This window comes from Nitrospirota bacterium (genome assembly GCA_023229435.1).
In the GTDB taxonomy this organism is placed as follows: Bacteria; Nitrospirota; UBA9217; order UBA9217; family UBA9217; genus JALNZF01.
In genome coordinates this window covers 16,386-37,727 of the sequence record JALNZF010000017.1, presented here as the reverse complement: position 1 = coordinate 37,727, position 21,342 = coordinate 16,386, and the positions used below count along the sequence as shown (strand labels likewise).

The window sequence follows — 21,342 nt, the reverse complement described above, 5'->3', positions numbered from 1 at the left end:
GGGACCGATCGCCTTTCACGCGGCGCGGTTCGCTTTCGGATGGACAAAAGAGGAGATGCTCGAATGTTTGAAGATATTGGAGAGACAGTTCGTGAACCTCTTGTGGTGCTGGATTCAGACCTGAAGGTACTTTCAGTCATGCGGGCGATGGTCATTACGACGTAAGCCGGACAAAGGAGCAGTGAACAGGACAGTGCGATGAAACGGAGCCTGGGCAAAAAGATTTTTCTGAGTGTCGGGATCGCGGTAACGCTGACCGTCTTGCTCCTCGTTGTCTTCATCTTCAGGCATTCGAAGCTGGCGATCATGGACCAGGTGGACCAGCAGAGCAGGGCACTGCTCAAGCAGGTGATGATCACCCGGGCCTGGATCGCTGACCATGGGGGAATCTATGTGAAAAGAATCCCGGGGGAGAAAGCAAATCCCGATCTTCCCGGGACCGCCGTGGTTGACGCCAGAGGCGACGCCTATTTCTTCCATACCCCCGAGTCCATTACGCGGGTCCTTTCGGGCTATGCCGAGCAGCAGGGACTCTACCGTTTTCACATCACCAGCCTGAAGCCGATGAGCCCGGTCAACGCCCCCACGCCGTTCGAAGAGAAGGCATTGCGGGAGTTCGAACAAAAGACGTTCGAGGAGAGCCGTGACGGGGTGGCCGCGGTCATCAGCGAGCAGGGGACGCAGTTCTACCAGCGTATCATACCCCTCCGGGTGGAGCGCCACTGCCTTCTTTGCCACGGGAAGCAGGGATACCGGGAAGCGGCGATCGCAAAGCTGAAGGAACTGACAGGCACACAGCTTGATCCGAAGGTGGTGGAGGCCTTTTTACGGGCCTATGAACAGGGAAAGATCCGCGAATGAACAGATCAAAATATTATCCGCAGATTACGCAGATGACGCTGATTTAAAAGACAGGATTCAGGTTCGATTTAATCTGTGAAATCTGCGTAATCTGCGGATAAAAGGGTTTTCTCTGGAGTAACACGCTTCTGGGTTCAGATGTGCCGAGGAGTTATGGAAAATGCCCATAAGGAGGAACAAATATGACGGAAAAAACACATGACAAGGAACTGGAAGCGCTGAAGGCCGATATCGCGAGCCTGCGCGAAGACATTGCCGGAATCGCCGCGGGTGTGAAGAAATACGCCGGGAAACATGCCGGACAGCCGCACGCAGCGGATCAACAGGAAGGCTCCGCCCCTGGCGAGGAAGGGCCCGGGGTATGGGAGAACCTCTTTCACAAGTTCGACTCATCAAGGATCCAGAGTGAAAAGGTCGTCAGGGACCTTGCGGCTGAAGTAGAGCAGCACCCGCTGGTGAGTATCATGGCCGCATTCGGTCTCGGCTATATAATCGCCAAATTGTGGTACCAGGAGAGGAGAACAGACAATGAAGATACTAACGACGCTTCTTGATATCGCGACATCTTTTCTGCATGTGCTGGAAGCGGAGGGGAGACTGCTGAAAAGAGCGGTAATGAACGTGGCATGGGCGCTTGCCTTTATCGGGATTGCCTCCGTGCTGGTCCTGGCCGCGACGGGTTTTTTCCTGGCGGGGATCTACCAGTACCTTGCCGCAAATCTGTCCCCTGCGGCCGCGTCGATCTTTGTGTCGTTCCCGGCCCTCGTTTTTGCGGTGATTTTCGCCGGCATCGTAAAATGGTGGACCGATGATCCGAAATGAGATGCGCGTCTGTTCGTGTATGGTATTCTGCGCGAGGCAGGCCAGAGTAGTTATAGATTGGAGATGATACGATGTTTGAGGACATTATCGAAACAGCGCGTGAACCCCTCGTGGTCCTGGATGCAGATCTGAGGGTCCTTTTGGCCAGCCGTAGTTTTTATGAATCTTTCAAGGTAACGCCGAAGGAAACGGTGGGCAATCTTATCTATGACCTCGGAAACCGTCAATGGGACATTCCCAGTCTTCGGACGCTGCTTGAGGAAATGCTTCCCCAAAACAACAAGTTCGATGACTATAAGGTTGAACATGTGTTTTCAAGCATCGGGCACAAGATCATGCTGCTCAATGCCCGCCGTATCACCCAGGCGGAAAACGGTCCTCTGCTGATCCTTCTCGCCATAGAGGACATCACTGAGAAAATGCGCCTGGAAAAAGAACTGGCGGAGCGAACACGGGACGCGAAGAAGGCGCAATCCGACGCCGAGGCCGCAACAAGGGCCAATGAAGATATCATTGAGACCGTGCGTGAACCCCTGCTGGTGCTGGATTCAGACCTGAGGGTCCACAAAGCAAATCGCAGTTTCTATGATTCATTCAAGGTAACACCGGGGGAAACGATCGGCAATCTTATCTATGACCTCGGGAACCGGCAATGGGACATTCCCAAGCTCCGGACGCTGCTTGAAGAGATCCTTCCCAAAGACAACAAGTTCGATGACTATGAGGTTGAACATGTGTTTTCAAGCATCGGGCACAAAGTAATGCTGCTCAATGCCCGCCGGATCACGCAAGAGGAGATCGGCACCCAGCTGATCCTCCTTGCAATAGAAGACGTCACTGAAAAAATGAGGCTGGAACGGGAACTGGCGGAACGAACACGGGACGCGAAGAAGGCGCAATTCGAGGCCGAAGCCGCGACCATGGCCAAGTCCGATTTCCTTGCCAACATGAGCCATGAGCTCCGGACCCCGCTTAATTCGATAATCGGTTTTTCGGAGGTCCTGGAAGACCAACTGCTCGGCTCTCTGAATGCGTCGCAGCGTGAGAACGTGATGTACATCCTCAAGGCGGGAAGGCACCTGCTCAGCCTTATCAACGATATCCTCGATCTCTCCAAGGTGGAATCAGGCAAGATGGAACTCGACGTGGAGAGCGTGCCGTTACGGGAGCTGCTTGACGCATCCCTGGTCATGCAGCGGGAGAAGGCGGCGAGGCATGGGATAACGCTGGATATTCAGATCGAACCCGATAAGGCGATCGTGATCGAGGCGGATGAAAGGAAACTCAAGCAGATACTGTTCAATCTCCTGAGCAATGCAGTGAAATTCACGCCTGAGGGGGGCTCCGTGCATGTCGCTGCGCGACTGACGAGGGACGAGGGACGAGGGACGACTGACGAGGGAGGGAAAGCGTCCATCGTCCCAGCGAGCGAAGCGAGCGGTCCTCCGTCCTCCATCGAGATTTCCGTGACAGACACCGGCATAGGGATCAAGCAGGAGGACCTCCCGAAGCTTTTCACGGAGTTTTCTCAATTGGCGTCGGTCTATGATAAAAAGTATGAGGGTACCGGGCTCGGGCTTGCGCTCACCAAAAAACTTGTTGAATTGCACGGTGGAAAGATATGGGTGGAGAGCGAGTTCGGCAAAGGGAGCCTGTTTGCCTTTGTTATTCCTGTTAGGCAGAGGAGGAAAAAGGATGACTAAGAAAATCCTTGTTATAGAAGATAATGAACAGAACCGTATCCTCATGAGACAAATACTGACGTATCACGGCTATGAGTTGCTGGAGGCGGCTGACGGGGCAGCCGGGCTGGCGATGGCCAGAGAGCACATGCCTGATCTTATACTGCTTGATCTGCAGATGCCTGTTATGGGCGGTTTTGCGGTGATACAGGAATTGCGGAAAACACCGGAACTGAGCAAGCTGAAGGTGATCGCCGTCACTTCGTTTGCCATGAAAGGCGACAGGGAAAAGGCAGTGGAAGCCGGGTTTGACGAATATGTGACAAAACCCATCGATACGCGAAAATTCGTTGAGATCGTAAAAAACTTTCTTCCGGGCGAAAACATGACGCTGAAGAAGCCAAGTGAAAAAATGACGCTGAAGATGCCGAGTGAAGACGTGACGCTGAAGAAGCCGATCATTCTTTGTGTCGACGATGAACCCGCGAACCTCAAGCTGCTTGAAAACATACTCGTTCCAAGAGGCTACGAGGTGGTAATCGCCGCAAGCGGGGAAGACGCCCTGCAGAAGATCAAGGCCCGGACGATAGACCTCGTGCTGATGGACCTTATGTTGCCGGGGATGGACGGCCTGCAGGTGTCCCGGAAGATCAAAGATAACAAAAAGTACAGGAACATACCGATAATCATGCTTACATCGCATACCGGTGTGGAGTCTTTTATAAAGTCTCTCAGCGATGAGGTGTACGCGCACCTCCAGAAGCCTTTTGAGGCGGAAGAATTGGTCAGACTCATAAGGGCCGCGCTTGGGCAATCAGAAGCAGACCCTTCTTGATGGCCGCGGCCTTTGGCCGCAGCAAATGCAAATTTCAAAATTGAGGTATGGCCGCGGGCCATAGTGTCTTATTGCCGCATTTTGACTTTTGCATCTTGCACTTTGCAATTATCAAGATTTGAAGTAACTACTCAGATTGGCCGCAAAAGACCCCCGATAACACATTTCGAGGGCAGGCTCCAAGAACTCAAAGAAAAAACCTGAAACCATGTATTTCAGTTATAATTCTCTCTGAGATCCCTGCGTTCTTTCGCGGCTGACAGATTTTGACCTGATTTGACCCGAGTAGATACGATTTGAAAAGAAATAGCATATGCGCCCATCGGAGACATTGTGAAAAGATTCACGATCACTTTTAGCGCCGTGCTGTTATTTGCCGTCACCGGCTACGCAGGTGAACCTCTCGTACAGGATGACTCCGCCCAGGCGGTCCAACCGGCTGCTACAACGGGTCAACCACAAGACGTGAATAATCCTGAAAATGCGCTGCCCACTGAGCAGCAGGCATCGTCGCAAAGCACCTATTTTGGGAAAAAAACAGACAGGCCTGTTTCCGCACACAAGGTAAATTATTTTTCACTCAATCATTGGCCCGGAAACAGCGACGCGCAGGTCAAGTTTCAGATAAGCATGAAGTTCCGGTTGCTGGAACCGAACCTGTATGTCCTTAAATATAACCTTTTCCCGGCCTACGTTGCGTATACGCAGAAGTCGCTTTGGAACGAAGGGCAGGAGTCAATGCCGTTCGAGGAAAGCAATTATAATCCGGAGATTTTTTTGGATTATCCGGTCAATGCCGCGATCATCGGCAGGTTTAAACTGCGCAACGTCATTCTCAGTCCCCTCGATCACGAATCCAACGGTCTCACCGGCATCCAGTCACGAAGCTGGAACAGGCAATATGTTCTGATAAAGTTCGGACTCGAGTCGAAGGAAAAACTGAATGTAACGAATTCCTTCCTGTCGGACAAGGCGTTATTGTATGTCAAGCTCTGGCAGGCATCGGGTTATAACGAACAGGATGCCTATCTTCGATCCATCGGCAGCAACGATACATTCCTCGACTACAGGGGGCAGGGGGAGATCGGGATAAGCGTGAGAAACTTTCTCTGGGGAGGAAGCATAAAGGACCACCAGCTGGATATAAAAACGCCGATATTCCGCGATAACCGAAAAAATTCTTATGAATTCGAATTCCGTCAGCAGCTTCCGGATATGAATTTCGCCCTTTACCTGCAGTACTGGTATGGCTACGGGGAGACCCTGATGCGATTCGATCAGTTCGGACGCAGAGGTTTTGTCGGGCTCGCTTTTTCTTATTAAAGATATGCGGAAAGAGGGGGAAATATCCTAACCCGGACAAGCCGGAATAAAAACTTCGACAGGATAACAGGATAAAATCTGATCAAACATTCCATCCTGAAAATCCTGTCAATCCGGTTATCCTGTCAAAAAAGTTTGATTTATTTCTATCCAGTTTGCGTAGAATTTTATTCTTTAGTAACAAATTTAGAGACGGGGTGAATTCCATGAATACCAATGACAAACAGCACCGGCCACTTTTACAGGGGATCGCCCGGAGGGCGATGCTTGAGAGAGGCCTGCTCCCTGACTTTTCCGCGGAAGCGCTCGCTGAGCTTGATCACATCAAGATGCCTGCAACAATGAACGATGATCCGGTTCGTGACCTGAGGGACCTCTTCTGGGCTTCCCTTGACAACGACGACTCCCGGGACCTGGACCAGCTCACGGTGGCCGAGGCGCTGCCCGGAGACAAAGTGAAGATCCTTGTTGCCGTGGCTGACGTGGACCTGCTTGTTAAGAACGGATCGGCAATTGACGATCACGCCCGCCATAATACCACCTCGGTGTATACCGCTGCCAGGATCTTCCCGATGCTTCCCGAGAAGCTATCGACCGACCTCACCTCGCTCAATTTCAATGAGGACCGGCGGGCAATTGTCGTTGAAATGGTGAGCGACGCCGCCGGGTCCCTTCAGAAGTCCGATATCTACCGGGCGAACGTCCGCAACCATGCGAAGCTGGCATATAACAGCGTTGCCGCGTGGCTGGAAGGGAGCGGACCCATTCCCGCGGCCCTTGCCGCCGTGCCGGGACTTGATGAAAATATGCGCATGCAGGACAGGGCGGCACAAGGCATGAAAAATCTCCGGCATGTTCACGGAGCTCTCAGCCTTGAAACAATCGAGGCGAGGCCGATATTTGAAGGCGATGAAATCCGCGGCCTCGAAGCGGAAAAAAAGAACCGCGCTAAGGATATTATCGAGGATTTCATGATAGCCGCGAACGGGGTGACCGCCCGGTATCTCTCGTCAAGAAAACTCTCTTCCATCCGCCGCGTGGTGCGCACTCCAAAACGATGGGAGCGGATCGTTGAGCTTGCCGGAGAACAGGGATTCACGCTTCCCCCTGCTCCGGATCCAAAGGCGCTGGAGGAGTTTCTGACAAAGGAGAAAGCGGCCGATCCCCTTCGGTTCCCCGACCTCTCCCTCGCGGTCATCAAACTTCTGGGGTCCGGTGAATATGTTGCGGAACGTCCGGGCGTCAGCGCCCCGGGTCACTTCGGTCTCGCGGTCAGGGATTATACCCATTCCACGGCCCCGAATCGCCGGTATACCGACCTCATCACGCAGCGATTATTGAAGGCCGCCATAGAAGGAACACCCTCGCCGTACAGCAATGACGAACTGGACGTCCTGGCCAGGCATTGCACGGAAGAAGAAGATGCCGTGAACAAGGTGGAGCGGCAGGTCAGAAAATCCGCCGCGGCAATGCTGCTGGAACACAGGATCGGTGAGGAGTTCGATGCCATCGTCACCGGCGCGGCGGAAAAAGGTACGTGGGCGCGGCTTCTGACGGTCCCGGTCGAAGGACGGCTGGTCCAGGGGTTCGAGGGTGTTGATGTCGGCAGCCGCATCCGCGTGCAGCTGGCATCGGTGGACGTTCAACGGGGATATATCGATCTTAAAAAGGTCGGTACCCCGGGACGGTGACGGCAACAAAATTCCCGGGTGACGGAGGGGACGGGACCCGGTTTGCCGCTCTCCAAAAAGCTGGTTGCACTGCACGGCGGGGAGCTTTTTGCGGGATCAAAGGGATTGAATAAAGGCGCCTCGATAAGGTTTACGTTGCGCATCATACAGAGAAGAGGGGTGTGCCATGAAGAAGAAAGCATTAGTTGTCGATGATAATGTAAACAGTCTGATGCTGGAAACAGACCTTTTGGAGGACGCCGGTTTCAAAATATTTGAAGCTCAAAATGCCGCCGATGGAATGGCCATTGCCAGGAGAGAAAAGCCGGACATTATCATTATGGATGTGCGGCTTCCCGATATGCGCGGTACCGAAGCCGCCATGATATTGCGTCAAGACAAGGAGACACGAGATATTCCCATTGTTTTTGTGACTGCTTCGGTCATGGCAGAGGGCCTGAAGGAGTTAGAACACATAATGAACAGCGGATTCATAGGCAAGCCGATCAATACGCGCACCTTTGCGAAGGAAGTCAGTCGATTTTTGAAGTGAGTTTTCTCACAGGGTGAAAAGTCAAGAGAGATAGAGAATGAAAGCCAGGCCAATAATATTAGTTGTCGATGACCAGCTCCAGAACATTAAACTTCTCGAAGGACTTCTTGTCAGGCAGGGGTATGAAATTATCCAGGCGGAAAGCGGTGAAGAAGCGCTGGAAAAACTTTCCAATAATCAAATCGATCTGGTCCTGCTGGACGTAAAGATGCCCGGGATGTCCGGCTTCGAAGTACTGTTGAAATTGCGGGCCGATAAAAAGATACAGCGTATCCCGGTAGTTATGATCACGGCGCATAATGAGAAAGAAGCCAGGGTAAAAGCCCTTGAATCAGGATGCGATGATTTTATCTCCAAGCCTTTTGATCACTATGAGCTTTTAGCCAGGGTAAAGTCGCTTCTCAGAATAAAGTTTCTGCATGACGAAGTACATGAATCCCGCGACTTCGCCGAGAGCGTCATCAACACCGTGCGTGAACCCCTGATCTCTCTGGATCAAGATCTCAGGGTGGTCACGGTCAGCCGTTCTTTTTACGAATTCTTCAAGGTAAAGCCGGAAGAGACCGTGGGGCAGCTTATTTATGATCTGGGCAATAAACAGTGGGATATCCCCAAGCTGCGGGATTTGCTGGAAACCATCCTTCCCCAAAAAGCAACCTTTGACAACTATGAGGTTGAACACGATTTTGCCACCATCGGCAGGCGCGTAATGCTTTTGAATGCGCGGCAGATTGAACGAGGGCAGGGGAAGGAGCGGATCATCCTCCTTGTCATTGAGGACATCACCGAGCGCAAGAAAACCGAGCAAGAGCGGGAAAAACTTATCAGCGAGCTTAAAGATGCCCTTGACAAGGTACAGCAGTTAAGCGGGATGCTGCCGATATGCGCTTCATGCAAAAAAATAAGGGACGACAAAGGGTACTGGAAGCAGATTGAATCGTATATAACCGAGCATTCCGAGGCTGTGTTCAGTCATGGCCTCTGCCCTGATTGCGGGAAAAAGGCGTATGAGGAATTAGAGAGATTTAAAAATGAAAAAAACCTGGAATAGGTGGTCAGGAGAAGTGAAAGGGGGTCCACAGTGCCGAATGATAAAATATTGATCGTAGACGATGAGGGCGCCGATTGCAGGCTGCTCACCCAGTGGCTCGGTCCGTTGGGCTATGCTATTGAACTTGCCTCAAACGGGGAAGAGGCTGTGCAGAAGTCCAGGAACAGCAGACCTGACATGATAATCATTGACAGCATGATGCCGGTCAGGGACAACCACAAGGCCCGCAGGATCTTAAAGGCGGCCCCGGAGACAAAGGATATACCGATAATCAGGGTGTTATGCCGGCAAGATCGCAAGAGCGATGGACATGCCGATGGATCGTATCGGGACGAGAATCGTTGCAAGTCCGCGGCATAAAGTTCTCTGTGGACTCTGTGGTTATATTTTGACATTACATCCAATGACGCAAGGAGAAGTCAATGAAAACGACAAAGGGTTTGTGGATCGACCGCAGGAAGGCTGTTATCGTGTCTGTTACGGACAACAAAGAGGAAATTAAAGAGATACTATCACATGTGGAAAAACAACCCGGCCGATTTGAGGGAGTACGCTCAACGACTTCCTATCCGGCTCAGCTGGTTCCGGCGGACGATTCGCAGGAGCGAGACCTTACGGGACATCTCGATAAATACTACGACGAGGTGATTTCGCATCTTCGTGATGCGGAAGCAATTCTGATCTTCGGTCCCGGCGAGGCAAAGGGTGAACTGATGAAGCGGATCGAGAGAGACAAGCTCAGCGGACGGATAGCAGGTGTTGAGACCGCTGACAAGATGACCGTCCCGCAGGTCGCGGCGAAAGTCCGGAAGTATTTTCAGAAATAGCGGGTCGGCGCAGGCAGAACTTAACCACAGAGCACACTGAGATAAAATCTTTTAAATATTTTAAGAACCCTGTGAACTCTGTTGTTAGAACCAAGATGAAGCACTGAGGAGTCTAAGGAGGACGCAGAGAGGATGTGAAGAAATACTCCCGAACTTACTAAGGTCAAATACATTTCTCTGAGTTCTCTGTGGTGGATTTTGACATTACTAATAAAATGAAGAGGGACCTTCCATGAAAGCACTGCTCATTTACCCCGAATTCCCGGATACCTTCTGGAGTTTCAGGTATGCCCTGAAGTTCATACGCAAAAAGGCGAGCAGTCCGCCCCTTGGATTGTTGACCATCGCGGCGATGCTTCCCGCGGCGTGGGAGCAAAGACTGGTCGATATGAACGTGGAACGCCTGGATGACGGGGACCTGAGCTGGGCCGACCTCGTTTTTGTGAGCGCGATGTCTGTTCAGAAAGAATCGGTACAGGGCGTGATCGCCAGATGCAAGGCAGCCGGCGTCACAACCGTCGCGGGTGGTCCTCTTTTCACGAACGCACCTGAGGCGTTCGGGACGGTGGACCATCTGGTGCTGAACGAGGCCGAAATCACCCTGCCGCGCTTTCTGGAGGACCTCCACAATGGCGTTGCCGGCCGTTTTTATACGACTGATCAGGACCAGTGGGCGGAGATACGGAAGACACCCATCCCGCTCTGGGGGCTTGTCAATATGAAGCACTATGCCTCGATCAATATCCAGTATTCCCGGGGCTGCCCCTTCAACTGCGAATTTTGCGACATTACCCTGCTCTGCGGCCGCACGCCGCGCACCAAGGACAAAGACCAGATCATCAGGGAGCTCGAGAGTGTTTACGCGTCAGGGTTCAGGGGCCAGGTCTTCTTTGTTGACGACAATTTCATCGGGAACAAGAAAAAACTGAAGGAGGAGGTCCTTCCCGCCATCATCGAATGGATGGAGCTGAGGAGGCATCCCTTCTCCTTTAATACGCAGGCATCCATAGAGCTGTCAGATCATAAAGACCTCATGGAGATGATGGTCAAGGCGGGATTCGATGTCGTTTTCGTAGGCATCGAGACCCCCCATGAGCAGAGCCTGGCGGAATGCGGCAAATTCCAGAACAAAAACCGCGATCTTCTCGCAAGCGTCAGGAATATTCAGAAGGCCGGCCTCGAGGTGCAGGGAGGATTCATCGTCGGTTTCGACAACGACCCTCTTACGATCTTCGACACCCAGATCAGGTTCATCCAGGCGAGCGGTGTCGCCACGGCCATGGTCGGCATTCTCATCGCCCTCCCGCGCACGAAGCTCTACGAGCGGCTCAAAAAGGAGGGGCGGCTGCGGGAAGAGACCTCGGGCAACAATACGGATTTCGAGACCAATTTTGTCCCGAGGATGGACTATGACCTGCTGATCAGCGGCTACAAAAAGGTCCTCGGCACCCTGTATGCGCCAAAGTACTACTATAAAAGGGTCAGGACCTTTCTGCGGGAGTATGTCCCCCACAAAGAAAAAAAGATGCCCTTTCGATTTCGGCCCAACTACCTTGCCGCATTCATCAGGTCTGTCATTGTTCTGGGGATCATCGAAAAAGAGAGGTTCCATTATTGGGGGCTCCTGTTCTGGACCCTGTTCAGCCGTCCCCGACTCTTTCCCCAGGCCGTTACCCTCTCGATCTATGGTTTTCATTTTCGAAAGGTTTTTGAGAAACGCATGGGTTGAAGAAGGATGAGAAAATTGATATTTAACCACAGAGGACACAGAGAAAATCCAAGTTAAAGCATGAACGCTGTATATTGATTTTCTAATAAAAAACTCTGTGTGCTCTGTGGTTAATTCTTGACATTACGTATCAATACTCAGGGAGGACGTATGAGCGAGATAACAGCAACGGCATACTCGGAAGAGCAGGACCAGTTCACCGACATCTGGGACGAAGGCGCTGCGAGGGACCCCGATGAACCGCGGCCGGTCGATGGCTTGAAGCAAACCGGTCGTTCCCGGCCGGGACAGAGCCGTGAGGACCTCTCGTCGTCTGATCCCGACGCGATCAAAATATATTTAAAGGAGATCAGGAAAACCCCGCTGCTCTCTTTTGCCGAGGAACAGGCCCTGGCAAAACGGATCGAAAAGGGCGACGCGGGAGCGCGCGAACACATGATCGAGGCAAACCTGCGGCTCGTGGTGTCCATCGGCAAGCGGTACATCAACAGGGGACTGCCCTTTTCCGACGTCATCGAAGAGGGAAATATCGGGTTGATCCGGGCCGTTGAAAAATTCGAGTATAAACGAGGGTTCCGGTTCAGCACCTACGCTACGTGGTGGATCAGGCAGGCCATTGATCGGGCCATCGCGAACCAGGTCCGCATCATCCGTCTGCCGGTGCATGTCGCGGAGCTAGCCCATGTGTATGTCCGAACCGTGCGAACGCTGACCCGGCAGCTGCATCGCGAGCCCTCTTCCGAGGAAGCCGCAAAAAAAATGCGCATCACCGTCCCGCGGTTACGGGCGGTCTCACAGGTGATCCGCGAGACCTGGTCACTCGACATGCTGATCAACGCCGACGGGGAGGAAACGCTCCAGGATGTGCTGCGCGACGAGAGCATACCGGACCCGTCAACAACGATCGACGATCACCTCCGGCAGGAGCGTATCAACACCTGGATCTCCGGACTCGCGGCAACGGAACGCAGTATCATCGAATTCCGATATGGCCTGAATAAGCGGAATCCCCAGACCCTGGACAGCATCGGTCGTCAGTTGGGGATCACCCGTGAGCGGGTGAGGCAGATCGAGAGCCAGGCCATCCTCAAGCTGCGGAACCTGGTGAGGAGCGGGAAAATAGAATTGAGCGATGTGCTGTAAGGACGGCATCACCCTCCGCTTGATACCATTCCTGCGCGGCGGTTTAATCCCGCGAGGCAAAGGGTGAGCTGACAACACGGATCGAGAGGCATACATGACCGATAGTACTCAAAGGGGGGCGGGGAGAACAATGAATGCGACGAAGAAACAGTGCCGGTTAAAAAGAATGAGGCGTCCGGTTGCCATGTGGTTGCTCGCCCTCGGACTCCTGCTCCTTCCCGGCATAATCAGAGCGGAAGAACAGACAGGCGTCTCCAGCCCGCCGCGAATCGAGGCATTGCAGCCGGGAGAAATACTGACCTACGATATCAGCTGGTCCAAGATCGTAACGGCAGGTACCGCGGTCATGGAGATCAAAGAGAAAACACTGCTGGATGGGAAACAGGCGCTCAGTTTCATCGCGACGACACACTCGGCGGGTCTGGTGGACAAGTTCTACCCGGTGAACGACAAACTGGAGAGCGTCTTTGACCCGGTGGTCATGCAAAGCATCACGTTCAGCCTCAACGAAAGCCACGGCAAGAAAAAGAGACGCCGTGAACTTGTCTTCGACCAGGCGCATAAAACAGTTCTCAGCACCGTGAACGACAACCCGCCGGAGACGCTCACGATCGAGGCCCAGACACAGGACGCCTTGTCGTCGCTCTACTATCTCCGGACCCGCGATGACTTCATCGTCGGCAAGGCAATCATCATACAAGTTCATGACAGCGGCAAGAACTGGGCTGTTGAGGTCCAGACCCTGGGCAGGGAGAAGGTGAAGACGCCGGCCGGGGAGTTCGCCACGATCAAGGTCAGGACCTTTCCCAAGTACGAGGGCGTTTTCATGAACAAGGGAGAAATCTTTATCTGGCTCACCGACGACAAACGGAAGACCCCGGTCCTGATGAAGAGCACGATCGCCATCGGGTCCATCGTGTCCACCCTGACGAAGAGGGAACCGGGTAAGGACGCAAAATGACAGGAGTAAAGAAGTGAGATGAAAACGTTCTTCCCGGCAGCTATGCTATTGTTCTTCAACCAAAGGCAGCGATATCGAAAAGGTCACTACTATGAAAATGCTCAAATTGTTCTTGTCTTTAATGGTCATCATTGCATTGGTTTTTGTATGCCGGCAAATTATTGCAAATGCGATCTCCAACCAGGAGAACAAAAACGATTATGCCGAACTTAACCACGTCAAATACGGCATGTTCAGTGTTAACGAATGGAAACGACAAATTACCGTAATTCTTGCCGAGGAGATCGAAAAGTTGTATTTGTCGCGAACGAATGAGCGGATGATCAGAAAACATGTCGAAGTTCAGTTGAATGCGCTTATTGATAACGTCGACCGGAAAATCAGGGAAGAGAACGCAAACACAGTGGGGGGGTGGATCTCACAATCCTTTATAAATATTTTTATCAGTCTGGAAGATATTAAAAAAGGGATCCCTGAATATGCGGATGCCCTTATTCGAGAGATGAAGAAATCGAAAACAAGGGGTCAGATTAAGGCCATGTTGAACGCACAGCTTAAACAATATTTGAACCAAACCTTTGATACACGGGATACCGCTCACCTGAACAGCATCCTTCTCAGGACTGATTCCAAGGATATCGCAAGTGCGAGGATCAAGCTCGATAAGACAATTTCGGTTGAGAATGGCCTGATCTTGAAGGAGGCCATCCTGATGATCGTTCTGTCGGTCATCCTTTTCGCTTTGTCCGGTTTCAGCAGGCAACCCCTGGCCCCCTCCCAATATATACTCCTCGTTCTGTCCCTTATCATGCTGCTGATAGCCGGCGTAACCACGCCCATGATCGATATGGAAGCAAAGATCACAGAGATGAGTTTTGTTTTGATGGGGCACCCCGTCCATTTTGAGAACCAGGTGTTGTATTTCCAAAGCAAAAGCATTCTGGATGTATTTTGGATCATGATCACGCATAAAGACATTCAGATGAAATTAGTCGGGGTCTTGCTGATCACCTTCAGCATTGTCTTCCCCCTGTTAAAAATACTATCATCACTGGGATATTACTACAATTATCACCGTGCAAAGGAGAACCCGGTGGTCAGGTTTTTTGTCTTAAAATCCGGGAAATGGTCCATGGCCGATGTCATGGTGATCGCAATATTTATGGCCTATATCGGATTTAACGGGATCATTACCAGCCAGTTCGGCCAATTAAGCAAAGTAAGCCAGGAACTGGTGATCTTAACGACGAATGGCACTTCCCTTCAGCCGGGATACTTTCTGTTCCTGACCTACACCCTGTTGGCGTTAATTTTGTCAGGATTCCTGACCAGAAAATCTCAGGCATCCGAGGTCAAAAATCCGTAGCGCGGTTAGAAGGCCGCAACCAACGGAAAAGATCGTCAGTCGGCAGCGATGCCCGCATCGGTAAACGTCTTACGGTAACGTATCTAATGTGAATGACGTCTCCGAACGACGAAACGGGCCTCGTGACCGTAGCCGAACAACAAAAGACGTTCAAAAAGGTCTGACGGCCGGCGTCGGAATGTCATAAAAAATCAGCCCGGGAGGAAAAACATGACCCCTGATCTCAAGAAAGAACAGAAAGCATCCAGAGAGAGGCCGCGATACCGGTATTCGCTTGCGGCAAAAGGTTTTTTTCTGTCGATGGACCTGATCACCGGAAAAAAGACAACGCTTCCCAAGGTCAAGCTCATAGAGATACTGGCCAGCATTCCCTACCGCTCCTGGGAAACCCGCCAGTATGCACGCATGACGCGACGATACCGCGACCGGGCATTGGTGCACGAGGCAGGCAGAATTATGATGTGGTCCCGCGAAGCCCAGGATAATGAGTATTGGCACCTGCTGGTTGCCAACGAGAAGATGAAAGAGGACGGGATCAAGGACCCGTGGTATCTGTATACTCCCATCCCCCTTCTCATGGCCGGCTTCTATGCCGTATTAACGCGCTTGATGGCATTGATCAGCATTCGCAGGGCGTTCCTGTTCAACGCGGAATTCGAGGACCATGCCGAACATGTGTACGCGCAATTTGTTGAAGAACATCCGGAGTGGGAACAACAACCGGTCAATAATGAACAGGTGAAAGAACGCGGAGCGCTGTTGACCTGGGCGGATGTGTTCAGACGCATCGGTCTGGATGAACGTGACCATATGAACATGAGTTTTATATTCTGTGATAAGCCGGTGCAGGTTGTCGAATATGACGGAATGCCGGAGAAACCGGGCCTGATCCATGCAGGGCGCTAATGCAAACGCAATAATTGTTGTTATATCATTTGTAGGGCAACCCTTCAGGGTTGCGGCTTTTCGGTGTCAGCAAGGCTGAAGCTTTGCCCTACAAAGACATTCAATTAAAACTGCCCCGAAAGGGCCATGTCTGCCGGGCGGAGTCCCGGCCGACACGGAGGCAGTTATGAATCAAATTACTGAAGTGCAGGCTGAGTGCATCCGTGATGAATATTATTGGATTTGAGGTTCCGGCTTGTCCGGGTTAGGCTGACTTTTGAATGAAATTGCCGGATAAGCGATGAGAAAGAAGAACATGACCATAACAAGGAACAGGCACGAGAAAATAAATCTGTCCACTTTTTTATTTCATCCCAGGCAGATCTGGGTCCTGATCAGGAAATCCGCAGGGGCGTGGGTGGACGATTACGCCCCGAGCATGGGCGCCGCGCTTGCCTACTATACGTTGTTCGCGATTGCCCCGTTGCTCATAATCGCCATCGCGGCGGCCGGCCTTGTTTTTGGCCGGGAAGCAGCCCGCGGAGAGATCGTCTCGCAGATACAAGGCCTTATTGGACGGGAAGGCGCAATCGCGGTGCAGGGTCTGCTGAAAAGCACTCATGAGCCGGCTCAGAATCTCTTTGCGACGGTGGTCAGCATCATTACGCTGATCATTGGGGCAACGACGGTGTTCGCTGAATTGCAAAGCGACCTTGACCGCATCTGGCGTGTTCCCGCCCCCGCGAAAGAGAACGGCATATGGATTCTGCTGCGCACGCACTTGCTTTCTTTCGGCCTGGTGCTGGGACTGGGATTTCTTCTGCTGGTCTCGCTCCTGGTCAGTGCCTCGATCGCCGCGTTCGGCAAATGGAGCAGCGGGTTTTTCGAAGGCTGGGAAGCGCTTCTTTTTTCGCTTAATTTCATCATCTCTTTCGTTATTACGATGTTACTCTTTGCGATGATCTACAAATTTATGCCGCGGGCGAGAATCGCCTGGCGGGACGTGTGGATCGGCGCGGCAGTAACCGCGTTCTTGTTCGAGATCGGCAAATTTCTCATCGGCCTTTATCTGGGCAAAACCAGCGTGGCGTCCGGCTTCGGCGCCGCAGGTTCGCTGGTTGTTCTGCTGGTGTGGGTCTATTTCTCGGCGCAGATCTTCCTGCTCGGAGCGGAGTTTACCTGGGTATACTCGCACGAGTATGGTTCGAAAGCGGATCAAACCGGGCAGAAATCGGTTTTGGCGGTGCCCAGTCGTTCGGACGGAGCCGCTGCCGCAGCGGATGTCGAAGTAAGCCGAGGGAGGAAGAAAAGAGTCACAAATACGGAGGAAATATGAAGGCCTTGATTATAAGCGCGGACAATTTTGAGGACTCTGAGCTGCTGGTCCCCTACTACCGGCTGAAGGAGGCGGGAGTCGACGTGGCAATGGTCTCCCTGTACCGCGGGGCCATCAAGGGCAAGCACGGCTACGAAGTGGCCGTGGACAAGACCCTTGACGAGGTCAATCCTGACGACTATGGAATCCTGATCCTGCCCGGGGGGGCGGCGCCGGCGTTGGTGAGAAAAGCGCCGGAGGCGCTGGAGATCGCCCGGAGCTTTTTTGCCCGCAGCAAACCGGTCGCCGCCATCTGCCATGGGCCGCAGATCCTGATCAGCGCCGGTCTTCTGCAGGGGCGACGCGCCACCTGCTACAAATCGGTGGCTGATGAACTGAAAAAAGCCGGGGCGCTCTATGAGGACCGGGAGGTGGTTGTTGACGCCAATCTGATCACGTCCCGGGAGCCGGGAGATCTCCCTGCGTTCATGCGCGAGGTCATGAAACAGATCCGGCTTTAGCTTGCCGTTTTGCGATAAAAGGAGAGAACCAATGAACACGATCACGACAAAAGACGGTACACAGATCTATTACAAGGACTGGGGCAGCGGACAGCCAGTGGTCTTCAGCCATGGCTGGCCCCTGAGCGCGGACGCCTGGGAAGACCAGATGGTGTTTCTGGCCGCCCGCGGATACCGCTGCATCGCCCATGACCGGCGCGGCCATGGCCGGTCAGGACAGCCCTGGAACGGCAACGACATGGACACCTACGCCGCCGACCTCGCGGCGCTCGTGGAAAAGCTCGACCTGAAGAAGGCGATCCATGTCGGGCACTCCACGGGCGGCGGCGAAGTGGCCCGCTATATCGGCCGCCACGGAACCAAACGAGTGGCCAAAGCCGTGCTGATCGGCTCGGTGACGCCGCTGATGCTGAAGACGGCCGCCAATCCCGGGGGCTTGCCGATCGACGGGTTCGACAAGATCCGCGCAGGCGTGCTTGCCGACCGCTCGCAATTCTTCAAGGACCTCACCATGCCGTTCTACGGCGCCAACAGGCCGAACGCCAAGGTCTCGCAAGGGCTGCGGGATGCGTTCTGGCTGCAGGGGATGCAGGCCGGATTCAAAGCCGTCATCGATTGCATCAAGGCCTTTTCCGAGACGGACTTCACGGAAGACCTCGGGAAGTTCGACGTCCCGACACTCATCATGCACGGCGACGACGACCAGATCGTCCCGATCGCCGCCTCGGCCATGCTCTCGTCCAAGCTCGTGAAAGGCTCCACGCTGAAAGTTTATCCGGGTTTGCCGCACGGCATGTGTTCCACTCATAAGGACCGGATCAACGTTGATCTGCTCGCATTCATCAAGGCCTGACAGCGAAGCGGAGGGATTGTCAATGACATCGAAGAGTGTTGCACAAGACTTTCCTGTTGTTTGCGTGGGCGGTTCGGCCGGCAGCCTCGACGCCTATACCCGGTTACTAAAACATCTGCCGGCCGATATGGGCGTTGCCATCGTCATCGTGAATCACCTGAGGACCGTAGCCACCCTGCTCCACGAGATCCTCCCGCGCTTCACAACAATGCCGGTCGAGCTGATCACGGAAAGATTGCTCATCGAGCCCAACCATGTATTCATCATCCCGGAACAGCGTGATCTGCATGTTCTTGATGGAGAGTTCCGTCTCAAGCCGTTATCAAAGCCGAGGGGATGGCCCGACGTGATCACGATTTTTCTGCGCTCCCTGACTCAGCACTGGGACGGCAAACTTGTCGCGGTCATTGTCTCCGGCTATGATGGTGACGGGGCGGCGGCGATGTGCGGCATACAGCAGGTGGGGGGCATCACCATCGCGCAAAAGCCCGACACAGCCGGGCAGCCGGATATGCCTGAAAGCGCAATAGAAAGCGGGTGTATAGATTTTGTTCTTTCACCTGAGAATATCGCCCGGGAAATTGTAAAAATTGCGCGCGCTGAGTGAAGGGGACCGCCGGGTCGGAGTATCAGGGGACTGCTGATCGCGACGCGGGAAATACAGGATTTGTAATGATGACCCATGGTTGATGCGGGACCGGTGCGAATGCTCGCGGAACTTCTGCCGTCGCGGCAAAAATCTCATAGGGCAGGTATAATAATATAAGAATAGGCCTGTTTCCGAAGTGCTCACGGGTAGGGCGCTGGGTCGATTCGTTCGGCATGAAAGGAACCGGGCACAATGTGTTTTTCAGCAACAGCAAGTTTTACAGCAGGAGTTTCATTGTCCATACTCGGTGTGGCAACACTGAAAAAGACGGAACGAAAGGCAGAGATACCGTTTGCGATGATCCCGCTTTTGTTCGGGATTCAGCAAATCATAGAGGGAATGCTCTGGCTGTCATTTCGGTTTGAGGCCCCGCTGCTCAAGGAGACCACGACGTACGTGTTTACGTTGTTTTCGCACGTACTGTGGCCGATATTTGTGCCATTCTCGATCGGCCTGCTGGAAACCACAGCCTGGCGCAAAAAGGTGATAGGGGCATTCCTGATCACGGGGATCGCGGTCGGCCTGTACCTCCTTTACTCTATCGTCAAATATCCTGTTGTTTCCGAAGTTAATTGTCACATCGTGTATGCGTTACCCCATTTTCATAAAATTCAAGTGATGGCGCTCTACCTTGCGGCAACCTGCGCTGGTTGCTTCTTTTCGAGTCACACGATGATCAAAATCTTTGGCGTTCTGGCGTTGCTGCTTTTTATGGCGGCTTACTGGTTCGCCACCGTCGCCTTTTTTTCCGTGTGGTGCTTTTTTGCCGCGATACTGAGCGCGGTCATTTATCTGCATTTCAAATTTGGAAATGAGCGTACGCCGGAATTGATGACTTACCGCGCGTGATTCATCCCAACGCGGAGTCCGGGTATGGTTTTTTTGATTATTTCCGGAGAAAATCCGGACAGTGCATATCAGCGGAAGGATTTTAAAATTGAAGATGAGAGACGGGTAATTGTTATGTCACACGGGAAACGACATCGCCGTAATTTGTATCAAGCTATCTTCCCCGCGAGCTTGTCCCGCTTTATTCCGGGAAATCAGGTCACCCTGATACAGAACGGAGAAGCCTATTTCCCCGCCATCGAAGCGGCGTTCGATCGGGCAAGGCATGAAATAATTCTTGAAACGTATATTTACGAAAATGACGCCACCGGACAACGGATTGCGGACGCGCTGAAGCGGGCTGCCCTGCGCGGCGTAAGCGTCACTGTGCTGATCGACGGCTACGGGTCCAAGGATCTGCCGCGGAGCATGCTGGACCGCTTGCGGGCGGACGGGGTAAAGGCGCTAATCTATCGGGCCAAGATATCTCCCTGGACATTTCGGCGCGTGCGCCTGCGCCGAATGCACCGGAAAATCGTGGTTGTGGACCGTGAGATCGCCTTTGTCGGGGGGGTCAACATTATTGATGACAGGGAAACGACAAGCGATATGCCCCCTCGCTATGACTATGCGGTTGCCGTGGAGGGTCCACTGGTGGATGTGATCCGCCTTTCCGCCCAGCGCCTGTGGTCAATTGCGGCGTGGAGTTATTTTCGCAAAGGGACGGTCCGGGGCGGGGCACTGCCTGTTTCAACTTCCGCCGGGGGGAATATGAGCGCGGCATTCCTGGTACGGGACAATTTCCGCCATCGCCGGGACATTGAAACGGCGTATATGCGGGCGCTCGAACAGGCTGAGTCCGAGATCATTCTTGCCCATGCATACTTTTTACCGGGGCTTAATTTTCGTCATGCGCTTATCAATGCGGCCGGGCGCGGCGTACGGGTGGTTTTGCTGCTGCAGGGGAGGGTGGAATATCGTCTCCAGCATTATGCCTCGCGGGCGCTCTACGGCACTTTCCTGGATGCGGGAATCGAAATTTACGAATACCGCAGGAGCTTCCTGCACGCCAAAGTGGCGGTAATCGACGGCCATTGGGCGACGGTGGGGTCTTCGAATATCGATCCGTTCAGCCTGCTGCTTTCACGCGAAGCGAATATTGCCGTTGACGACAAAGAATTCGGCATGACCCTGGCGCAAAGCCTGAAACAGACCATGGAGACCGATAGCCTGCGGATCTTAAGGGACAACTGGAAACAGCAGCCCGCTTATTTCCGGTTCATGAGCTGGCTCAGTTATGGTTTGCTGCGATTGATGATGGGAATCAGCGGATATGCCCGTGAAAATAGCCGGACCAAGAGCGAATGAACGGTTGCGCCTGAGGAATAATACATAATCGCGCTTCTCGTTATTTTGGTGTCGTGTTTAAGATGAAACGAAAGTAGAAATGGAGCACACCCGGGATGTC

22 protein-coding genes are annotated in these 21,342 nt (G+C 53.0%); all 22 read left to right on the top strand.

Annotation, left to right across the window (positions count from 1 at the left end):
- Positions 1 to 198: 198 nt before the first annotated feature.
- On the top strand, positions 199 to 861 hold the full coding sequence (locus tag M0R70_11465) for a DUF3365 domain-containing protein (GenBank protein ID MCK9419985.1): 663 nt from the start codon (positions 199 to 201) through the stop codon (positions 859 to 861).
- Positions 862 to 1,043: 182 nt separating this feature from the next.
- The gene (locus tag M0R70_11460; GenBank protein ID MCK9419984.1) at positions 1,044 to 1,415 is read left to right on the top strand and encodes a hypothetical protein; all 372 of its coding nucleotides are present in this window, start codon (positions 1,044 to 1,046) and stop codon (positions 1,413 to 1,415) included.
- The gene (locus tag M0R70_11455) at positions 1,390 to 1,683 is read left to right on the top strand and encodes a hypothetical protein (GenBank protein MCK9419983.1); all 294 of its coding nucleotides are present in this window, start codon (positions 1,390 to 1,392) and stop codon (positions 1,681 to 1,683) included. The genes M0R70_11460 and M0R70_11455 overlap by 26 nt, the downstream gene beginning before the upstream one ends.
- Positions 1,684 to 1,754: 71 nt before the next feature.
- Complete coding sequence (locus M0R70_11450) at positions 1,755 to 3,386, top strand: ATP-binding protein (protein MCK9419982.1); 1,632 nt, start codon at positions 1,755 to 1,757, stop codon at positions 3,384 to 3,386.
- Positions 3,379 to 4,200: a response regulator gene (locus M0R70_11445; GenBank protein ID MCK9419981.1), complete on the top strand. Its 822-nt coding sequence runs from the start codon at positions 3,379 to 3,381 to the stop codon at positions 4,198 to 4,200. Before M0R70_11450 ends, M0R70_11445 begins: the two co-directional genes overlap by 8 nt.
- A gap of 333 nt (positions 4,201 to 4,533) precedes the next feature.
- On the top strand, positions 4,534 to 5,523 hold the full coding sequence (locus M0R70_11440) for a phospholipase A (protein MCK9419980.1): 990 nt from the start codon (positions 4,534 to 4,536) through the stop codon (positions 5,521 to 5,523).
- 206 nt (positions 5,524 to 5,729) lie between these two features.
- Entirely contained in the window at positions 5,730 to 7,214 is a 1,485-nt protein-coding gene (locus tag M0R70_11435; protein MCK9419979.1) for an RNB domain-containing ribonuclease, read from the top strand.
- Between the two features lie 166 nt (positions 7,215 to 7,380).
- Positions 7,381 to 7,746, top strand: coding sequence for a response regulator (locus M0R70_11430; protein ID MCK9419978.1), 366 nt, complete (start codon positions 7,381 to 7,383; stop codon positions 7,744 to 7,746).
- 37 nt (positions 7,747 to 7,783) lie between these two features.
- Positions 7,784 to 8,797 (top strand): response regulator, encoded by a 1,014-nt coding sequence (locus tag M0R70_11425; protein MCK9419977.1) that lies wholly within the window; start codon positions 7,784 to 7,786, stop codon positions 8,795 to 8,797.
- Between the two features lie 30 nt (positions 8,798 to 8,827).
- Positions 8,828 to 9,157, top strand: a complete 330-nt coding sequence (locus M0R70_11420; GenBank protein ID MCK9419976.1) for a response regulator — start codon at positions 8,828 to 8,830, stop codon at positions 9,155 to 9,157.
- A 62-nt stretch (positions 9,158 to 9,219) separates the two neighbouring features.
- Positions 9,220 to 9,624: a hypothetical protein gene (locus tag M0R70_11415; GenBank protein MCK9419975.1), complete on the top strand. Its 405-nt coding sequence runs from the start codon at positions 9,220 to 9,222 to the stop codon at positions 9,622 to 9,624.
- A 232-nt stretch (positions 9,625 to 9,856) separates the two neighbouring features.
- Positions 9,857 to 11,353, top strand: coding sequence for a B12-binding domain-containing radical SAM protein (locus M0R70_11410; protein ID MCK9419974.1), 1,497 nt, complete (start codon positions 9,857 to 9,859; stop codon positions 11,351 to 11,353).
- A gap of 150 nt (positions 11,354 to 11,503) precedes the next feature.
- On the top strand, positions 11,504 to 12,496 hold the full coding sequence (locus M0R70_11405) for a sigma-70 family RNA polymerase sigma factor (protein MCK9419973.1): 993 nt from the start codon (positions 11,504 to 11,506) through the stop codon (positions 12,494 to 12,496).
- 130 nt (positions 12,497 to 12,626) lie between these two features.
- On the top strand, positions 12,627 to 13,457 hold the full coding sequence (locus tag M0R70_11400; protein MCK9419972.1) for a DUF3108 domain-containing protein: 831 nt from the start codon (positions 12,627 to 12,629) through the stop codon (positions 13,455 to 13,457).
- A 91-nt stretch (positions 13,458 to 13,548) separates the two neighbouring features.
- Complete coding sequence (locus tag M0R70_11395) at positions 13,549 to 14,823, top strand: paraquat-inducible protein A (GenBank protein MCK9419971.1); 1,275 nt, start codon at positions 13,549 to 13,551, stop codon at positions 14,821 to 14,823.
- 210 nt (positions 14,824 to 15,033) lie between these two features.
- Complete coding sequence (locus tag M0R70_11390) at positions 15,034 to 15,729, top strand: hypothetical protein (GenBank protein MCK9419970.1); 696 nt, start codon at positions 15,034 to 15,036, stop codon at positions 15,727 to 15,729.
- Positions 15,730 to 16,024: 295 nt separating this feature from the next.
- Complete coding sequence (locus tag M0R70_11385) at positions 16,025 to 17,044, top strand: YihY/virulence factor BrkB family protein (GenBank protein MCK9419969.1); 1,020 nt, start codon at positions 16,025 to 16,027, stop codon at positions 17,042 to 17,044.
- Complete coding sequence (locus M0R70_11380; protein ID MCK9419968.1) at positions 17,041 to 17,544, top strand: type 1 glutamine amidotransferase; 504 nt, start codon at positions 17,041 to 17,043, stop codon at positions 17,542 to 17,544. The genes M0R70_11385 and M0R70_11380 overlap by 4 nt, the downstream gene beginning before the upstream one ends.
- 31 nt (positions 17,545 to 17,575) lie before the next feature.
- Entirely contained in the window at positions 17,576 to 18,397 is an 822-nt protein-coding gene (locus tag M0R70_11375; GenBank protein ID MCK9419967.1) for an alpha/beta hydrolase, read from the top strand.
- Positions 18,398 to 18,419: 22 nt separating this feature from the next.
- Positions 18,420 to 19,004, top strand: coding sequence for a chemotaxis protein CheB (locus tag M0R70_11370; GenBank protein ID MCK9419966.1), 585 nt, complete (start codon positions 18,420 to 18,422; stop codon positions 19,002 to 19,004).
- A 234-nt stretch (positions 19,005 to 19,238) separates the two neighbouring features.
- Positions 19,239 to 19,895, top strand: coding sequence for a hypothetical protein (locus M0R70_11365; protein MCK9419965.1), 657 nt, complete (start codon positions 19,239 to 19,241; stop codon positions 19,893 to 19,895).
- Between the two features lie 114 nt (positions 19,896 to 20,009).
- Complete coding sequence (clsB, locus tag M0R70_11360; GenBank protein MCK9419964.1) at positions 20,010 to 21,242, top strand: cardiolipin synthase ClsB; 1,233 nt, start codon at positions 20,010 to 20,012, stop codon at positions 21,240 to 21,242.
- Positions 21,243 to 21,342 lie beyond the last annotated feature (100 nt).